Here is a 17,149-nt window from a genome sequence, read left to right as displayed (position 1 = left end):
TGGTGCTCTTAAAGTCTTATTCCTTGATTGAGTTTGATCTCAGCAGCATTTTGAATCTCAGTTTTTATTTCTTTACCTATTTCGGAAGCTTGATTTATATACTGCATGACTTGCTTATCTTTTCCGATAGCTACTAAATAATCTTCAAAAACGAGATGACTTTTGCCTTGAAAATCATGTACTACTATATCACAAAATCTTTTATAACCAAGATTATAAGTTGTATTATTTAGGATCAAATTTATTCTTCATTATTTGTAGATCTTGCTGTATCTTCTGCTCTATTGCTGCTACACAAATCTTGTGACTATAGAGCATACAAGAATCTAGACCTTTTTCTCTATATAGTTGTAACGCGGTATTTATATCTTCTATAGTGCCAAACTTTACTAAAGCTTTTATTTGCTGCTGCTGCACATTACTTAGTTCACTATTATCGTTATTTGCCATTTTTGAAAATAGTAATTCTATGGACTGAAGTTGTGATTTTCTATTATTATGTGCTTTCAATGATGATTTAAGTTCAGCTACATTGCTAGCTGCTGTTAATTTTGCTATTTCAGGCTCTATAAGCTTGTCTATAGATTCTGCTCCTTGTGATTTTAACATATCATTAAAATCACCTTTTTCTGGTGGTCTTATTATTGATACCACAGCTCCTTTACTAAATAACCCCGATTATGGATAAGGAATAGAGAGGAAGGAAGGTTACAAGAGTTATTAAACCTTATATAAATAGGGCACTGAAGGAGTAAAATAAAGGTTTAATAACATGTGTAAATATACTACAATATTTTGTATAGTAGATAAATTTTGTAAAATTTATGAGAAATGGGTAAAACATCAATTGCTGAAAAGTAATAAGCAAAGATTTAGAGAAGGTAAGCTTTCCTTAAGTGAAGAACTCTCAATAATGATTTTTACCATTTTAGTGCATATAAACATTTAAAAGCTTATTACCAAAACTTTATTATTAATGGTAATTTGTTCAGGAATCCACCTTGTTATGAGAGATTTGTTCAGCTTATTCCTTCATTATTTCTGCCATTGATTGTGATGTTACATTACTTAAGTGGGAAAAGAACGGGAATTTATTATGCAGATTCCACACATTTTGCAGTATGTAAAAATATCAGAATTAATTCTAACAGAACTTTTAATAATCTTGCAAAAATGGGACGTAGTTCTGTCGATTGGTTTTTTGGATTCAAGCTTCATATGATAATCAATGATAAGGGAGAAATTATTGCTGTTAAAATTACCAAAGGTAATGTTGATGACAGAATTGCATTTGAAGCAATGGTTATCAAAAAAGGTCTAAAAGGTAAGTGTTATGATGATAAGGAGTTTATTTCAGAAAAAATGTTTACAAAACTTTATAAGCAAGGTTTAATAAAAATTACCGGAATAAGAAAGGATATGAAAAACTATTTATTACCTCTTTTGGATAAAATCCTTTTAAGGAAGAGATTCATTATCGAAACCATTTTTGGCTACATAAAAGAGAATTTTAATATTACTCCTTCCAGACATCGATCACCTATTAATTTCTTTACTTCTCTATTCTCTGCTCTTATTGCTTACCAACTTAAACCTAATAAACCATGTATTTCTTATCCATAATCGGGGTTAGTTACTATCTGAAAATATTAAAGATAGATATATGGCAAGTAACAAAATTAATCCTACTTACGGTATAGGTTATTTATGGACAAGACTAGATCAAGCAAGTTATATTTTTAGTACTAAGTTTGATGGCAAAGAAGATAAAAGCGGTAAGGATATAAATGAATATGTAAAAGCGATTAACTCCATATACGGTAAAAATTATATTACTAAAAATAAAATTCGTTCATATGCTTATTTAGATTTATTTGATCCGTTTTTAGTTTATTCAGGTTATTCATTTGTAATGAATACTAACTTAAATGATATTCCGATGATTGATTAGGACCGGTTAAATATTTATCGGCTACTAGAGCGATACTTGCTCCATACAGTTTAGAGCGTGGTTTAGTTAACCATTTTGTTTTTGATAACAAATATATTCAAGTTAATGTTAATTACGGCAAAAATCAGAAATTTAAGTCTTACGGTGTCGGAGTTAAAGCTAATAACTTAGTCAAATTTGATTTTATCGGTTTAGGTTTAGAAGCGGCATTTTGGAATCAGCCTAAAATGTTAACCGCTACTCCTTTAAAAGAGAGCTGTAAACAAGGTGGACTTGGAGCAGTTAATTTTGAGCTTAGCTTAAATGAAACATTTAAGATAGTCGGCTTAGGCGGTTACAAAACAGCCAGATTTATCGAAGGTATGCCTTTAAAAGCCTCAGCTATTCTTAGAGCAGGGCTAAAATTAGATTTATAAGCATTGCAAAAAACGTCATTGCGAGCGGGCGTTGTTGCGTGAATCTAAAAATGCGTTCGGTGTCATACCGTGGCTTGACCACGGGAAAAACAACTTAAAATACTAAATTTTAGTATTTTAAGCTGGATCCCGCGATCAAGTCGCGGATGACACTGGAAAAACTGATCCACGTAGGCAATGCTTTCGTAGGCATAACATAAGGACACTTATTTTTTTATTAACTCTCTACTTATTTTAAAGTATATATGTAATCATGATATTAAAGTAATGATATATGACTATATATGCTAACTATTCTAGAAAAATTTTTATTCTCTTCTGTAAAAACGTTCATTAATATACGTGAAGATACCGTATCTGCTCTTAAAAGGCTTGGTATTAACAATATTCGGGATTTATTATTTTATCTACCCGTTTCTTATCAAAATAAAATATTATCACCTAATTTAACCGAAGTTAGAGACGGTGAAATAATCCAAACGGAAATTGTAATTGAGAGCATTAATTTACCGAAAAAAAGCCATCAGCCGTTAAAGATTACGGCTAGCAATGATACCGGTTCGTTGTTATTAGTGTTTTTCCATAAGCCCCCTCCATTTATTTTTAACAAGTTAAAAATTGGTACTTCTCATATTATCAGCGGGAAAGTACAATTTTTTGATCATTATTTGCAGATTCCACATCCTGAATTTATTACTAATCCTAAGCTTGCAAAGGAAATAGAGCCGATTTATTCCCTGACATATTTACTGAGTAACAAACAGCTATATTCGTATATCATAAAAGCAATAGAGATATTTGAAGAGAAATGTAAGAGTATAGAAGATAAAGAAGTAAAAGATTATTTAGATATTATATTGCAGAATTTGAAAATGTTGCATGTAAGTGAGGCTGTCATACCGTGGCTTGACCACGGTATCCATAACAACAACTGGATCCCGCGGTCAAGCCGCGGGATGACAACCCCAAGCAATACAATAAAGCCGTGGGATGACACTGAGTCGGCCAAAAAACAACTAGCAGCTAAGGAGCTTATCGCTAATCAAATATCTCTTTTAAATGTACGTACGCAAATAAGTAGAAGACAAGGTAATATTTACCCTAAAGCTGCAGCTATTCAAGCAAATATATTAAATGAGCTAGAATTTGAGTTAACTTCTTATCAAAAGCAGGTTATAGAAGAAATAGAGTTTGATCAAAGCGATAAAGTAGAAATGATGAGATTGTTGCAAGGCGATGTCGGCTCAGGTAAAACTTTGGTAGCTTTGCTTACGATGGTAAATACCGTGAAAGCCGGGTTTCAAGCAACTCTTATGGCTCCAACCGATTTGCTTGCTAACCAGCATTACGAGTTTTTTGTTAAAGCATTAAAAAATACTGATATAAGTGTTGCGTTGCTTACCGGTAAGATTCTTGGGTCAGTTCGCAAAAATATTATGCTGCAGCTTGAAAGTGGTGAGATTGATATATTAGTTGGTACTCATGCGTTATTTCAAGAGAAAGTAAGTTTTAATAAGCTAGGTTATATAGTGATCGATGAGCAGCATAGATTCGGAGTGCAGCAGCGTTTGAATCTAATAAATAAAGGAGTAAATCCCGATGTATTAGTTATGACTGCTACACCAATCCCTCGGAGTCTTGCACTTACTATGTTTGGCGATATGAGTATCTCAAAGCTAATGGGTAAGCCGAAAAATCGTTTACCTATCGCTACGAACACTATGTCCGTTAACAAGATAGAGCATATTATCGAAGCAATAAACAAGAAACTTGTATTAGGTGAGCGGGTATATTGGATATGTCCATTGATAGAGCAGGGAAAACCCCCTGTTGTCATACCGTGGCTTGACTGCGGTATCCAAAAAACAACTTATAATGCTAGTAATTTTGACTGGATCCCGCTACAAGCTCGTGGGATGACTCCAGAGGAGGAAGAGGATAGTTTATTGATGGATGTGATGAATCGTTTTAACTCTATTGAAAATATCTATCAAGGTTATACCGGTATTATTCACGGTAAGATGAAGAACGAGCAGAAAGACCAAATAATGAAGCAATTTAAGGAAGGTGAAATTAAGATATTAGTTGCAACAACCGTTATTGAAGTTGGAATAGACGTACCTGAAGCCACCTTAATAATTATTGAAAATGCTGAGCAGTTTGGTCTCGCTCAACTTCATCAGCTTAGAGGTAGAGTAGGGCGGGGTAGTTTGCAGTCATATTGTATATTGTTATATAATCCTAAAAGGCTTGGAAAAGTTGCCCGAGGTAGGTTTGAGATAATGAAACAAACTAATGATGGATTTTATATAGCTGAGCAGGATTTAAAACTTCGAGGTAGCGGTGAGATTTTAGGAGTAAAACAAAGCGGCGAAATCGAATTTTTCTTTGCCGATTTAGCGGACGATTATGACCTACTTCTTAAAGCTCATAAATTTGCGGAAATAGGCTCAAAAGGTAATTTAAATTTTGTTAACTTTCAGATAAAGCTCTTCGCCAAATCGCAAGTAAGCGATTTGGTTTAGGTTTAGTGATTTTCGTCATTGCGAGGCAATTGCATAGCAATTGACGAAGCAATCCAGTAAAAAATCCTAATCTAAAGTATTTGAATCTATTTTGTTAGCAAAGGATTGGATTACTATTTTATTAAGATCATGAAGCTCTGCTATTTTATGATAAAGAATTTTTGAAACTTTTTTATTGTCTGCTACTGCAGCAATATTATAAATTGTCTCACCGTTATTATTAGGTATTAAAGGAAATAATTTAAAACCAGTTTCTACTTTTGTCTTGCTAAAATAATTTTTTAGTAGAGGGGTATTTTGTGATTGAAGTATATTCATTAAAACTGAATTTCCTTAGGCGTCCTTATAATTAAGATTAAGTTGACCTGATGAAAGTAGTAGTTTTGCAGTTTTGTAAGAATTATTTTGTAATGAAGTTTTGAAAGCTTCATCTAGATGTATATTTACAGCATTATAAGCACGTATAGTAGTATCTAACCCCGATTATGGATAAGAAATACATGGTTTATTAGGTTTAAGTTGGTAAGCAATAAGAGCAGAGAATAGAGAAGTAAAGAAATTAATAGGTGATCGATGTCTGGAAGGAGTAATATTAAAATTCTCTTTTATGTAGCCAAAAATGGTTTCGATAATGAATCTCTTCCTTAAAAGGATTTTATCCAAAAGAGGTAATAAATAGTTTTTCATATCCTTTCTTATTCCGGTAATTTTTATTAAACCTTGCTTATAAAGTTTTGTAAACATTTTTTCTGAAATAAACCCCTTATCATCATAACACTTACCTTTTAGACCTTTTTTGATAACCATTGCTTCAAATGCAATTCTGTCATCAACATTACCTTTGGTAATTTTAACAGCAATAATTTCTCCCTTATCATTGATTATCATATGAAGCTTGAATCCAAAAAACCAATCGACAGAACTACGTCCCATTTTTGCAAGATTATTAAAAGTTCTGTTAGAATTAATTCTGATATTTTTACATACTGCAAAATGTGTGGAATCTGCATAATAAATTCCCGTTCTTTTCCCACTTAAGTAATGTAACATCACAATCAATGGCAGAAATAATGAAGGAATAAGCTGAACAAATCTCTCATAACAAGGTGGATTCCTGAACAAATTACCATTAATAATAAAGTTTTGGTAATAAGCTTTTAAATGTTTATATGCACTAAAATGGTAAAAATCATTATTGAGAGTTCTTCACTTAAGGAAAGCTTACCTTCTCTAAATCTTTGCTTATTACTTTTCAGCAATTGATGTTTTACCCATTTCTCATAAATTTTACAAAATTTATCTACTATACAAAATATTGTAGTATATTTACACATGTTATTAAACCTTTATTTTATTCCTTCAGTGCCCTATTTATATAAGGTTTAATAACTCTTGCAACCTTCCTTCCTCTCTATTCCTTATCCATAATCGGGGTTAGCTAAATCGTATTTATAAGTAAGTTTACTAAAAATGCTTTTTGGTGTTGCTGTTAGTACGCGGAGTATTGGCATAACTTAATCCATTAATATTGTTTAATATTCATATAGCTTATATATTAAAAATTATAAATTATAAATAAGCTTTAGTGATATACATATAATGGATTTAAATGTCAATTAATTAGTTTTTATTTTCATTATTTTTAACTAGATAGCGGATTATGTAATAATTCGCTATTTACATTAGTTAGGTAGATAAAGCTAATCCTGTGTGATTTCAGCAAGTCTAGTAAACAGAGCTTCAATCATATCCCAGCTTTTTTTGAATATTGAGTAAAGAAGAATCATTAATATTTATTTGTTTTAATAAATCTATTCCCATTTGTTCATGTTCAGGATCAAGATGCATATGTGTTTTGAAATGTTTTGCTGCTTTATGATTAAAAAATATTGATCCTAATTTTTTATAAAATATAGTAGCACAAGACTCTATTACTAAATGGGCAAGGACGGCTCTTTCACTATCTCCAAGAGTTATCATTTTTAGCGTAAACCAAGAACCTAAGGCCTCAAAAATAGAATCTGTAGCTTCTTTACCATTTTCTAGATTTTGGGATAATTCTATATTATGTCCAAATTCATCGGTAAGATGCTCCCATGCAAGTTGTTTAAATTCTTTTGTTTCAGAAAACACTACTCTTGCTAATACCATTTTTTGAAATTCGTCTGACCAAATCCAAAAATGTTTAAGAAATTTATTTTTTTGTAGAGTATTATCTAACTTAATTTTAAATAGTTTGTTTTTTCTAAATTGCTCTTTATATTGTTCATTATCCGGAATTAGACGATCTATCAAATCCATATAAGTAATATCAACATTATCTAAATCATATTAATATTAATCTAGGACCACTGTCACTAATTATTAATGTTTACTTACCAATTTTTAAAACCATATGTGTATTTATAGATAAATATGAATTGTAAGATCATAATTTTTATGCAGTAAATATATAAAACATTCCGGCTTATCCATTTTAAATTTATCGGTATTTTTTGTGAATAATCGCTTATGATCATTAATATATAGGTAATTGTTAAGAAAGTGAGGTTTAAAATTAAGTCAGTATTTGAAAAATTAAACTCATTAAAGGAAATTGCAAGAGTAAAAAGAGTTGAATGCACGAAAGAAGCAAAAATTGCTATAAAACAGCAAAGTTTTAGATTTGCCTGTTCATGTTTTGAAATAAATCCAAGTATCATTATAGCAATTACAAGAGTCCCGTAATCAATCAAAGCCCAGCTAATATACCACAATATTACCATTATAATTGCATGACAATAACCGCTATAGAAAAAGCGAGTTAAAGAATTACGAAAATAATAAATATACCATTGCCCTAAATAGATAGAGATTAGAATATTTGTAGTAAGAAACTGTTTAAATAGCACAGTGGTATATATTTGTAGCAAAACACCGAATATTATTATATGGGTTTTTGGCTTATCATGAAAATTATAACCGGCAAAAAAGCAAAATACCGGCATAGCTGTACGACCTATGATCCGCATAATTGTTAATTCGGGATATAGATATAAACCCACATGATCAATAATCATGGCTATAATAGCTAAGGTTTTTAGCAAATCCTGATAATTTGATTGGTGCTTATTTCTTGTTATTATCATAATTAACCACTTTTAATAAATATGCCATGCCGAAAAATGCTCCCATTCCAACTGCAATTGTACTGCCTAGCATACAGACCTTAATCAGTAAATATTCCGAATAAAAATATTCTAAATAATAATGCTTTATTAAAGCAATTATAATAGACATTAATGTACAACATAACAAAATTTTACCACAGAAAAGCTTTATACCGGCTTCTATATGTAGCTTATTTTGTTTTGTAGTATAGCTATATAATAAACCTAGATTATACCAAGCTGCAATAGATGTCCCGACTGCAATACCGATATGTTTCAAAGAATCCATTAATAATAGATTCATACCGGTATTAATTATTATTGAAAATAAGGTTATTTTGAGCGGTGTTTTAGTATCTCCGTTAGCATAAAAAATAGGAGTTAAAATTTTTGCCAAAATAAAAGCAGGAAGCCCAAGTGCAAACGCAGAAATAGCCTCAGCTGTATTTGTAGTATCTTGGCTCGTGAATACTCCTCTTTCATAAATTATATTAATAATCGGATGAGATAGAATTATAATACCGAATGTAGCAGGCAATGATAACAATAGCCCCATTCTAATAGCGTTATTCTGTATTTTTTTTGCAGCTACTATATCATTTGATTTATATATTTTTGACAGCTCAGGTAGCAATATAGTAGAGAAGCTAGTACCTATTATCGATAAAGGAAATTGATATATCCGGTCGGCATAAGATAATATAGAAATAGCACCTTCAATAAAGCTAGCAATAGATTGGGATATGAAAAGGTTTAATTGCTGTACGCCGGAGCTAATGGTCGCCGGTCCCATATTAATCAAAAGCTTTTTTACATCGGGATCGCTTGGGTTAAAAATTATCGGAAAGTTTAAATCCGCTCTTTTCACACAGACAAACATAAAAGAAACTTGTAATATTCCGGCAATTATTAAAGATAAGCTAATTGAGATAGTAGACTCTATATAATTGTCAAATGTTAGAGTAAAAATTATTACGCATACACTTAAAATAACCGGTGAAAAAGCAAAAGCTGCAAATTTCTTTACGGAGTTTAATATTCCGCCAAGTAGAGCCGTTAATGAAACAAATATTAAATAAGGTATTGTAATTCGGCATAAAAATACCGTAAGCTCAAACTTTTCTTTTTTACCGTGAAATCCAGGAGCAATAAACAGCATTAATTGTGGCATGAAGATTTGCATTAATGCTATTATTACTATTAATGTCAGAAGTAGAAGGGTAAAAACCTCACCTGAAAAATTATTAGCGGCTTTCTTAGAAATAAGCATTTTTTCATTATAAATAGGAATGAATACGCTTGATAATGCACCTTCTGCAAAAATTCTTCTAAATAGATTCGGTAGTTTAAAAGCAACATTAATGCTATCACCCATAGGCATAGAGCCGAATAATGATGCGATAAATTGTTCACGCACAAGCCCGAATATGCGAGAAATTAGTGTAAAAAAAGCTACTACGACTCCTGAACGAAATAATCGACTTCTTGCATAACTTGCTTCTAAAGGTAATTTGTGCGTCAATCCGGTACTCGCATCCTCACGTACTAAAGTGTATGCTGTGGTGCTGCGTTCCGTGTTTCCTTCAAATTCCTCTTTATTAGCTTCGTTATGCAAGAAGTCGGCCACTGTTTGTTTTTATCTTATTTTAATGTTATTGCATGGATCAAAAAACGTACGCGCTGTCATACTACCGTGGCTTGACCACGGTATGACAGCGTTGCTCTACGCTCCTGCCCTGTCTATACCTTCATTAATCAAGCTATCGGCTTTTGCTTTATTTTCCCATCCGGTAACTTTAACCCATTTACCTTTTTCTAAATCTTTATAATACTCAAAGAAATGCACGATACGTTTCTTGAGCATGTCACATAAATCATCTAGCTCTTTAATATGATCGAAAGTAATATCGAGCTTAGAAGTCGGTACTGCGATTATTTTCTCATCAAGCCCTGATTCGTCTTCCATCATCAATACGCCGACTGCTCGGCATTTTATAACCGACCCATGCACTACCGGATGATGAGCTACGACAAGTACGTCTACGGGATCGCCGTCATTTGAAAGAGTATGAGGAATAAAACCGTAATTACATGGATAGCTCATAGTGGTTTGCATAAAGCGATCAACAAAAACCGCTCCTGATTCTTTGTCAAATTCATATTTGATTGGACCGCTATTCATCGGAATTTCGATAATTACGTTTATTTCGTCATTATTTGCTTTTGCTTTGATTTTATCTATAAACATGTTTTTTGTCTTGTTTTTGTCATACCGTGGCTTGACCACGGCATCCAGTTAAAAATGTTGAAACAACCTGTGTTTTAAGTTGTTTTTATAGATACCGTGGTCAAGCCACGGTATGACACCGAGTATTTTAACTCGGAGGTCTGTAATTCTCATCATGCTTTGCAAGTAATTGTCTTGCTATAAATTTCCCATCCGATAATTGCCCGATGGCAATAATTCCTTGTCCTTCCCGAAATAGGGCAGGGACTACACCTTGGTATAATATCTCTAAATCCTTAATATTATCGGTAATAACAAAACTTGTCTTATCAGCAGCAATTTTATTTATTGAGTCTGTTTTAACAAGTCCACCGACTCTTAACTCTTTGCCTTGTTCTATTTCATTAATTTTTGACGGCGGCAAAAAAAATACTATATTTTTCTCTAAATTGTAAAGTATTATACTAATTCCTAAACATGCTGAGCAGAAACAAATAATTATTGTTATTAATCTATTTCTTACTCTCTTTTGCATTAAAGTTCTGTTTATTTTTCAATGACTTGTAATTTAAAAAACTTGCAATTAACAATATCGTTAAAACTAAAAAAGTAAATAAATATGCAGCTAATATATAATTACTCATTAATTGCCTTTTAAAAACTCCATAATTTCCTTAGGTGAAGAATCTAAATAGAAATGTTTCAGATATTTTCCGTTTGCATCGATTAAATAGGTAAAAGATGAATGATCAAGTATATAGTTCGGGTCGTCATCATCACCATTTACACGAGCATAGAAAACCTTGAATTTATCGGTTACATCTTTTATCTGTTGCTCGTTACCGGTAAGACCTATAAATTTTGGATGAAAATGTTTTAGATATTCTTTAAGTACTTCTGGTGTATCACGTTTTGGATCAATAGTGATAAAAACAGGTAGAATATCTATGTTATGTTTACTTAAAATTTCTACAATCTCCGTCATCTTATTTAGAAAGGTCGGGCATATGTCAGGACAAGAGGTGAAACCAAAGTAAATGAGACTTAAATTGCCTTGCAACTTATCACTATTAAATATCTTTCCATTTTGGTCAGTTAGTTCAAAATCACCGCCGATTTTTACGTTATCTTCATAGATATTAACTTGACCGGCAAGCGGTTTGTCAGGAGTTTTTAAAGATAGCAATAAATATAATGCTCCTACTCCTATTAATAAGCTAATTACAATAATTATTTTTATAATATTTGACTGTATTTTCATAATATATTGTCCGTTTTTTCGTTGTCATTCTGTGGCTTGAGGAACGTTGTCAAAATCGTCATTGCGAGCAGCCGTAGGCTTTGTGGCAATCTCATGAAATAATAACAAACTCCTGAGATTGCTTCGTCAATTGCTATGCAATTTCCTCGCAATGACGACTCCGGTACGCAACAATACCATAAAAATCATTACTTATAACCTCTTACACCAGACCTAGTTTTTTAGGTTTAAAATATTTTACCCAAATATCTATTAACAATTTAGTAATGATAATCGCCGAAAACATTGAAGATATAATCCCGATTGTTAATGCAACGGCAAAACCTTTTATTGCCCCGACTCCAAATATATAAAGTAAAAAGGCAACGATTAAAGTAGTTAAGTTGGAATCAAGGATAGTAGCAACCGCAGATTCAAAACCGGTTCTAATAGCATAAAGATTAGAAACTCCCTTATGTAATTCCTCTTTAATTCTTTCATAAATCAATACATTAGCATCAACAGCCATACCCATAGTTAGTATTATTCCTGCAATTCCCGGCAGAGTTAAAGTAGCTTGGAAAAGTGAAAGTAAAGCTAAAATATATAACAATGCAAGGCTTAAGGCTATATTGGCAAATAAACCAAGCACACCGTAAGACCAAACCATAAATATACACACTGCTATAAATCCTATAAGTCCTGCCTTTTTGCCCGACTCTATAGAATCAGCACCCAAATTTGGCCCTATACTTCTCTCTTCAATAATTTTAAGTGGGGCAGGGAGCGAACCGGCTCGCAATAATAGTGCAAGCTCATTTGCCGACTCAACGGTAAAATTTCCTGTTATTATACCGCTTCCACCCATAATCGCTCCGTTTATCGTTGGAGCACTTAGTAATTTATTGTCTAAAACTATAGCAAGGCGTTTACCGGTATTATTTTTGGTTATTTCACCAAATATTTTACTACCTAAATTGTTGAAAGAAAAAGCAACTACCGCTTGCGAATTTTGGTCAAAAGAAGCTGAAGCGGTTGTAAGCTGATCCCCACCTAAAACAACTTTTTTCTTTATAACTACATAATACTCCCCATGACTTTCGCTATCTCCCTTAACTAGCATTGAACCTACCGGAACATGTCCTTTTACCGCTTCTTCGATATTGGCATTTTCATCAACTAAATGAAAAGTTAGCTTTGCAGTTTTCCCTAATATATTCTTCAGGTAAGAGGGATTCTCTTCACCGGGAACTTGCAGCAATATATGCTTATCGCCTTGTTTCTGTAGGGTCGGCTCTTTAGTGCCGGTACTATCAACTCTCATGCGAACGATCTCAATAGATTGGTCTACTACCTTATTAAGTAAGTCATTTAATCTAGATTCGCTGTAGCTAAGCTTTATTTTATTTTCATTTACTTCAGCGATAATTTCTGGATCGATTTTATTAATTATTTTCTTTAATGGCTTTAATTCCTCAGGCGATCTTACTTCTAATTGAATGCTATTTTGTCTAACTAACAGATTTTTATAGCCGATTTTATCCTCACGAAAATTTTTGCGTAAAGTGTCGGCAAGATTTTCCATTGAATCATTTAAGTAGGTGTCAAAATCAACATCGAATAATAAATGGGCTCCTCCTCTAAGGTCAAGCCCTAGATTTACTGAATCATGAGGCAGAAACTTAGAGTTTACCTGCATGAAATTAGGTAAGGCACAAATAACCGCAAAAACCGTACATATAATTGAAAGAAAAATTTTCCATTTAGGAAGATTTTGCACCGCTTACCTTCTTATCTTTTTTGTTATTTTCTTTTTTTACTGCTACTTACTTTTGTACAGTTATATCGATAATAGCACTTTTTAAAGCTTTAATACGTACGTCTTTAGCTATTTCGATTTCAATATTATTGTCATTTTCACTTACTTTAGTCACAATACCGTAAATGCCGCTATTTGTTAGAACTTCTTCGCCTTTTTTAACTTCACTTACTAATTTCTCTCTTTCTTTGCGGCGTTTTTCTTGTGGACGTAATAATAAGAAGTAAAATACGGCAAAAATTAAAACCATCGGTATTAAGCTTGTTAACCCCGATTGTAGAAAATTTGTTTCTACAGGTACTACCTCAGTTTCCTGTATTTCTATAGTGTCGTTATTGTTTGTCTGGTTATCTTGCGTATTTGCTGACATATGTAATTTCCTAATTGTTGCAATAGACTTCTTGCATAACTTGCTTCTAAGGGTAATTTGTGTGTCGATCCGGTACTCGAATCCTCACGTACTAAGTGTATGCTGCGGTTCGAGGTGAAGTGTCTCCTACAAATTTCTCCTTATTAACTACGTTATGCAAGAAGTTTAATAATAAAATAAAAATAGCTAGCTAAACGCTTTTATGCAAGGGTAAAATAAATAAATGGTTTGGAAGATTGAATTTATGATAAACTTACCGATGTCATTTGTGAAAGGGCGTTGTTGCCTGGCTCGAAAAACATGTTCTATGTCATTCCCGCGTAGGCGGGAATCCAGAATAAATAGCTTCAATATTGATATAGATTACATATTTGATAAAATAAACAGATAAAAAAATAAGTTTTTTATCTGCTTTACTGGATTCCCGCCTACGCGGGAATGATATAAAACGAGTTATGCAACAAGGCCTTGCGAAAGCAGGAATGACATCCTAAACATTCAGGTTAATAATGAAATAGTTTTAATATTTCTTAAGAAAAAATCACTGGAGCGGGTGAAGGGATTCGAACCCTCGACTTCGACCTTGGCAAGGTAGCGCTCTACCCCTGAGCTACACCCGCTTAAATAAAATAACGGCGTTTTAATGTAAAAAGTTTAAGGGGATAAAAATTAATTACATATAAAACGCCTTAGTGCTTTTTAATCTAAGCGAATCTGAATATAAGTAATTATAAGATAAATTGCAAGTATTAAATTAGAAATTTATTGGTATTGCTAAATATAGATTATTTAATAAATTAACGCCATTGCAAGGAAATTACAAAGTAATTGACTAAGCAATCTAGATAATCCCGATTATGGATAAGGAATAGAGAGGAAGGAAGGTTGCAAGAGTTATTAAACCTTATATAAATAGGGCACTGAAGGAGTAAAATAAAGGTTTAATAACATGTGTAAATATACTACAATATTTTGTATAGTAGATAAATTTTGTAAAATTTATGAGAAATGGGTAAAACATCAATTGCTGAAAAGTAATAAGCAAAGATTTAGAGAAGGTAAGCTTTCCTTAAGTGAAGAACTCTCAATAATGATTTTTACCATTTTAGTGCATATAAACATTTAAAAGCTTATTACCAAAACTTTATTATTAATGGTAATTTGTTCAGGAATCCACCTTGTTATGAGAGATTTGTTCAGCTTATTCCTTCATTATTTCTGCCATTGATTGTGATGTTACATTACTTAAGTGGGAAAAGAACGGGAATTTATTATGCAGATTCCACACATTTTGCAGTATGTAAAAATATCAGAATTAATTCTAACAGAACTTTTAATAATCTTGCAAAAATGGGACGTAGTTCTGTCGATTGGTTTTTTGGATTCAAGCTTCATATGATAATCAATGATAAGGGAGAAATTATTGCTGTTAAAATTACCAAAGGTAATGTTGATGACAGAATTGCATTTGAAGCAATGGTTATCAAAAAGGTCTAAAAGGTAAGTGTTATGATGATAAGGGGTTTATTTCAGAAAAAATGTTTACAAAACTTTATAAGCAAGGTTTAATAAAAATTACCGGAATAAGAAAGGATATGAAAAACTATTTATTACCTCTTTTGGATAAAATCCTTTTAAGGAAGAGATTCATTATCGAAACCATTTTTGGCTACATAAAAGAGAATTTTAATATTACTCCTTCCAGACATCGATCACCTATTAATTTCTTTACTTCTCTATTCTCTGCTCTTATTGCTTACCAACTTAAACCTAATAAACCATGTATTTCTTATCCATAATCGGGGTTAACAGAAGTAAAAGAGCTAAAACAAGTAGCAACCCAAAGCTATAAGTCTTCTATATCAACCCCTATATCTCATGTTGAAAACCTTAATAAAAGTAGAGAGAGTAGGCAACAGTCAGGGCATAGTAAGTAGTGATTTATATGATAATATAGTTGCAAATTTTTAAGAAGTTTGATAATTTAGTTCATTATATCAAATAACTTAATAATGAGTATTATATGGCAGAGATTATAACTAATATAGATGATACTATTGAAAAAATTAAAAAAAACGATGAAGTAACTGAGATATCGGCTGCAGTAAAAGGTAAAATAGTTGATATAAAAAACGTAGATAGTAGATTAGATACTTTGAATAAAAATATTGTTACTCCCGATCCTATTCAACAATATTTACAATCTGAAGAATATATCACTAGTACGCTTGAAGTACTTGCCAGTAAAATTATTAGTGAAGTTGTAGAAAATAAAGATGTACAAAAATTAGTAGATAATCTGCATATCAATTTAGGACAAGATACAAAACTAATACCTAGTGCAGCAGATAAGCTAAAGTTTGATGTCGCAAGGGCTGAAGCAGCACTTAAGGGTTTTGTACTTCCTCTAAATAAAGGAGGACCTTTTGATGAATTATCATTTATGGGTATAGAAGATGAAGAAGAAATCTTTGCCAATCCTATAAGAGCAACTAAAGAAGCATTAATAGCCGTAAGCGGAAATTCTATACCTAAAGAGCAATATGCACAGGCTGTAAAAGATAAAGCTATAGAAATCTTAAAACAAGATCCTAAAAACACTCCGGAAAAACTTGAGAAATATGAAAAATTTATTATTCAAGGAGATAAAAACCAGAAATTTAATAAAGATAGTAAGCAGTTTATCCCAAGAGTAAATCAATTATCTCAAGCGGAATTTAAGGAATTACAAAAGGCAGCCACTAATATGGTGCAGCAGATTAGTAATAGATTAGAAAAAAATAATAAAATTAGTAAGCAATTAGAGCAAACTATTATACTTACTAACTCATCAGGCATAAAGAATCCTGAAATAATAATAAGGGCATTAAATAAGTTAGATTCTACTTATCTAACTGAAAATAGTACTAAAATAGCCACTGAATTAAAAGATATTAATGATAGAGGCACTTCTTTATGGGGAAAATTTAAGCAGATATTTACAGGTAGAAACTATTTGGAAGAAAGATTAGGAAAAGTTGTAGATAAATATATTACTCTGAGTGATGGATATGTAGTGAAGACAATTAATGATAAAATCTTTTCAAACGCTTTAACAAATCCTGAAATTGCTGAAGGTCTAACAAAATTTTTAAATGAAAATAAAGATAAAGCAGCAACTAATCCTAAATTTAAAAATTTAATTCCTGTTACGGGTGAGCCTATTATAGTTCAACCGCAACAAGTTAATAATTTTAATTTAGCAGAATTAAGAAAAATCAATCCAATAGCATTTGATAAAACAATATTTGAAGATTTAATAAAACTAAGAAGCTCTAATATAAAACCCCCGCAAACTACTCCTAATACTTCTACTAAAAATCAAGAAGCAGTACGAAGAAGGGGTTAAATTTTAATATAACTTCATCATTGTGAGGAGGCTTTGTTACATTGCGTCTATGTCATTCCTGCGA

Annotated in this window: 15 protein-coding genes, 1 tRNA gene and 4 pseudogenes; 7 read left to right on the top strand and 13 right to left on the bottom strand. The window is 32.0% G+C overall.

The annotated features are described in order from the left end of the window. Positions 1-8: 8 nt before the first annotated feature. Positions 9-672: pseudogene (locus tag RMONA_RS08725) on the bottom strand (hypothetical protein); the annotation flags it as partial. Positions 673-969: 297 nt separating this feature from the next. On the opposite strand from RMONA_RS08725, the gene RMONA_RS05930 reads away from it, so the two are divergent. The 4 genes from RMONA_RS05930 (at position 970) to RMONA_RS05915 (ending at position 4,892) form a co-directional block, all read left to right on the top strand. Next, the gene (locus RMONA_RS05930; protein ID WP_339325421.1) at positions 970-1,623 is read left to right on the top strand and encodes an IS982 family transposase; all 654 of its coding nucleotides are present in this window, start codon (positions 970-972) and stop codon (positions 1,621-1,623) included. A 40-nt stretch (positions 1,624-1,663) separates the two neighbouring features. Further along, positions 1,664-1,951: a hypothetical protein gene (locus RMONA_RS10530; protein WP_023508132.1), complete on the top strand. Its 288-nt coding sequence runs from the start codon at positions 1,664-1,666 to the stop codon at positions 1,949-1,951. A 227-nt stretch (positions 1,952-2,178) separates the two neighbouring features. Continuing rightward, the gene (locus RMONA_RS05920; protein ID WP_023508133.1) at positions 2,179-2,367 is read left to right on the top strand and encodes a hypothetical protein; all 189 of its coding nucleotides are present in this window, start codon (positions 2,179-2,181) and stop codon (positions 2,365-2,367) included. 284 nt (positions 2,368-2,651) lie between these two features. Continuing rightward, entirely contained in the window at positions 2,652-4,892 is a 2,241-nt protein-coding gene (locus tag RMONA_RS05915) for an ATP-dependent DNA helicase RecG (protein ID WP_023508134.1), read from the top strand. Positions 4,893-4,958: 66 nt separating this feature from the next. Here RMONA_RS05915 and RMONA_RS05910 read toward each other — a convergent pair whose 3' ends face one another. The 12 genes and pseudogenes from RMONA_RS05910 to RMONA_RS05860 all read right to left on the bottom strand — a co-directional run bounded on the left by RMONA_RS05910 (position 4,959) and on the right by RMONA_RS05860 (position 14,317). Next, a complete protein-coding gene (locus RMONA_RS05910; RefSeq protein ID WP_023508135.1) occupies positions 4,959-5,210 on the bottom strand; it encodes a hypothetical protein in 252 nt (83 codons plus the stop codon). Positions 5,211-5,375: 165 nt separating this feature from the next. Then, positions 5,376-6,026: an IS982 family transposase gene (locus RMONA_RS05905; protein ID WP_242402836.1), complete on the bottom strand. Its 651-nt coding sequence runs from the start codon at positions 6,024-6,026 to the stop codon at positions 5,376-5,378. Positions 6,027-6,592: 566 nt separating this feature from the next. Further along, positions 6,593-7,193 (bottom strand): annotated as a pseudogene (locus tag RMONA_RS05900) (hypothetical protein). A 74-nt stretch (positions 7,194-7,267) separates the two neighbouring features. Further along, positions 7,268-8,020, bottom strand: a complete 753-nt coding sequence (locus RMONA_RS05895; protein ID WP_023508138.1) for a TraX family protein — start codon at positions 8,018-8,020, stop codon at positions 7,268-7,270. Continuing rightward, entirely contained in the window at positions 8,001-9,563 is a 1,563-nt protein-coding gene (murJ, locus tag RMONA_RS05890; protein ID WP_410526361.1) for a murein biosynthesis integral membrane protein MurJ, read from the bottom strand. Before murJ ends, RMONA_RS05895 begins: the two co-directional genes overlap by 20 nt. 201 nt (positions 9,564-9,764) lie before the next feature. After that, entirely contained in the window at positions 9,765-10,289 is a 525-nt protein-coding gene (gene ppa / locus RMONA_RS05885; protein ID WP_023508140.1) for an inorganic diphosphatase, read from the bottom strand. A 127-nt stretch (positions 10,290-10,416) separates the two neighbouring features. Next, on the bottom strand, positions 10,417-10,803 hold the full coding sequence (gene ccmE, locus RMONA_RS05880; RefSeq protein WP_023508141.1) for a cytochrome c maturation protein CcmE: 387 nt from the start codon (positions 10,801-10,803) through the stop codon (positions 10,417-10,419). A 108-nt stretch (positions 10,804-10,911) separates the two neighbouring features. Continuing rightward, a complete protein-coding gene (locus RMONA_RS05875) occupies positions 10,912-11,529 on the bottom strand; it encodes an SCO family protein (RefSeq protein WP_023508143.1) in 618 nt (205 codons plus the stop codon). Positions 11,530-11,731: 202 nt separating this feature from the next. Next, on the bottom strand, positions 11,732-13,288 hold the full coding sequence (gene secD, locus RMONA_RS05870; RefSeq protein WP_023508144.1) for a protein translocase subunit SecD: 1,557 nt from the start codon (positions 13,286-13,288) through the stop codon (positions 11,732-11,734). Beyond that, a pseudogene (gene yajC, locus RMONA_RS05865) lies at positions 13,272-13,697 on the bottom strand (preprotein translocase subunit YajC). The gene secD and the pseudogene yajC overlap by 17 nt, the downstream one beginning before the upstream one ends. A 20-nt stretch (positions 13,698-13,717) precedes the next feature. Continuing rightward, positions 13,718-13,881, bottom strand: a pseudogene (locus RMONA_RS08715) (palindromic element RPE1 domain-containing protein); the annotation flags it as partial. A gap of 361 nt (positions 13,882-14,242) precedes the next feature. Further along, positions 14,243-14,317 (bottom strand) — tRNA-Gly (locus RMONA_RS05860). 613 nt (positions 14,318-14,930) lie between these two features. Between RMONA_RS05860 and RMONA_RS10980 the strand changes: the two genes are divergently transcribed. From RMONA_RS10980 to RMONA_RS05850, 3 genes are all read left to right on the top strand, one after another. Then, a complete protein-coding gene (locus RMONA_RS10980) occupies positions 14,931-15,194 on the top strand; it encodes a transposase (protein WP_023507103.1) in 264 nt (87 codons plus the stop codon). A 41-nt stretch (positions 15,195-15,235) separates the two neighbouring features. After that, positions 15,236-15,496 (top strand): transposase, encoded by a 261-nt coding sequence (locus RMONA_RS10975; protein ID WP_023507102.1) that lies wholly within the window; start codon positions 15,236-15,238, stop codon positions 15,494-15,496. Positions 15,497-15,720: 224 nt separating this feature from the next. Further along, on the top strand, positions 15,721-17,085 hold the full coding sequence (locus RMONA_RS05850; protein WP_046058401.1) for a hypothetical protein: 1,365 nt from the start codon (positions 15,721-15,723) through the stop codon (positions 17,083-17,085). Positions 17,086-17,149 lie beyond the last annotated feature (64 nt).

The sequence above is a fragment of the Rickettsia monacensis genome, assembly GCF_000499665.2.
In the GTDB taxonomy this organism is placed as follows: Bacteria; Pseudomonadota; Alphaproteobacteria; order Rickettsiales; family Rickettsiaceae; genus Rickettsia; species Rickettsia tamurae.
This window is presented reverse-complemented; position numbering and strand designations above follow the sequence as displayed.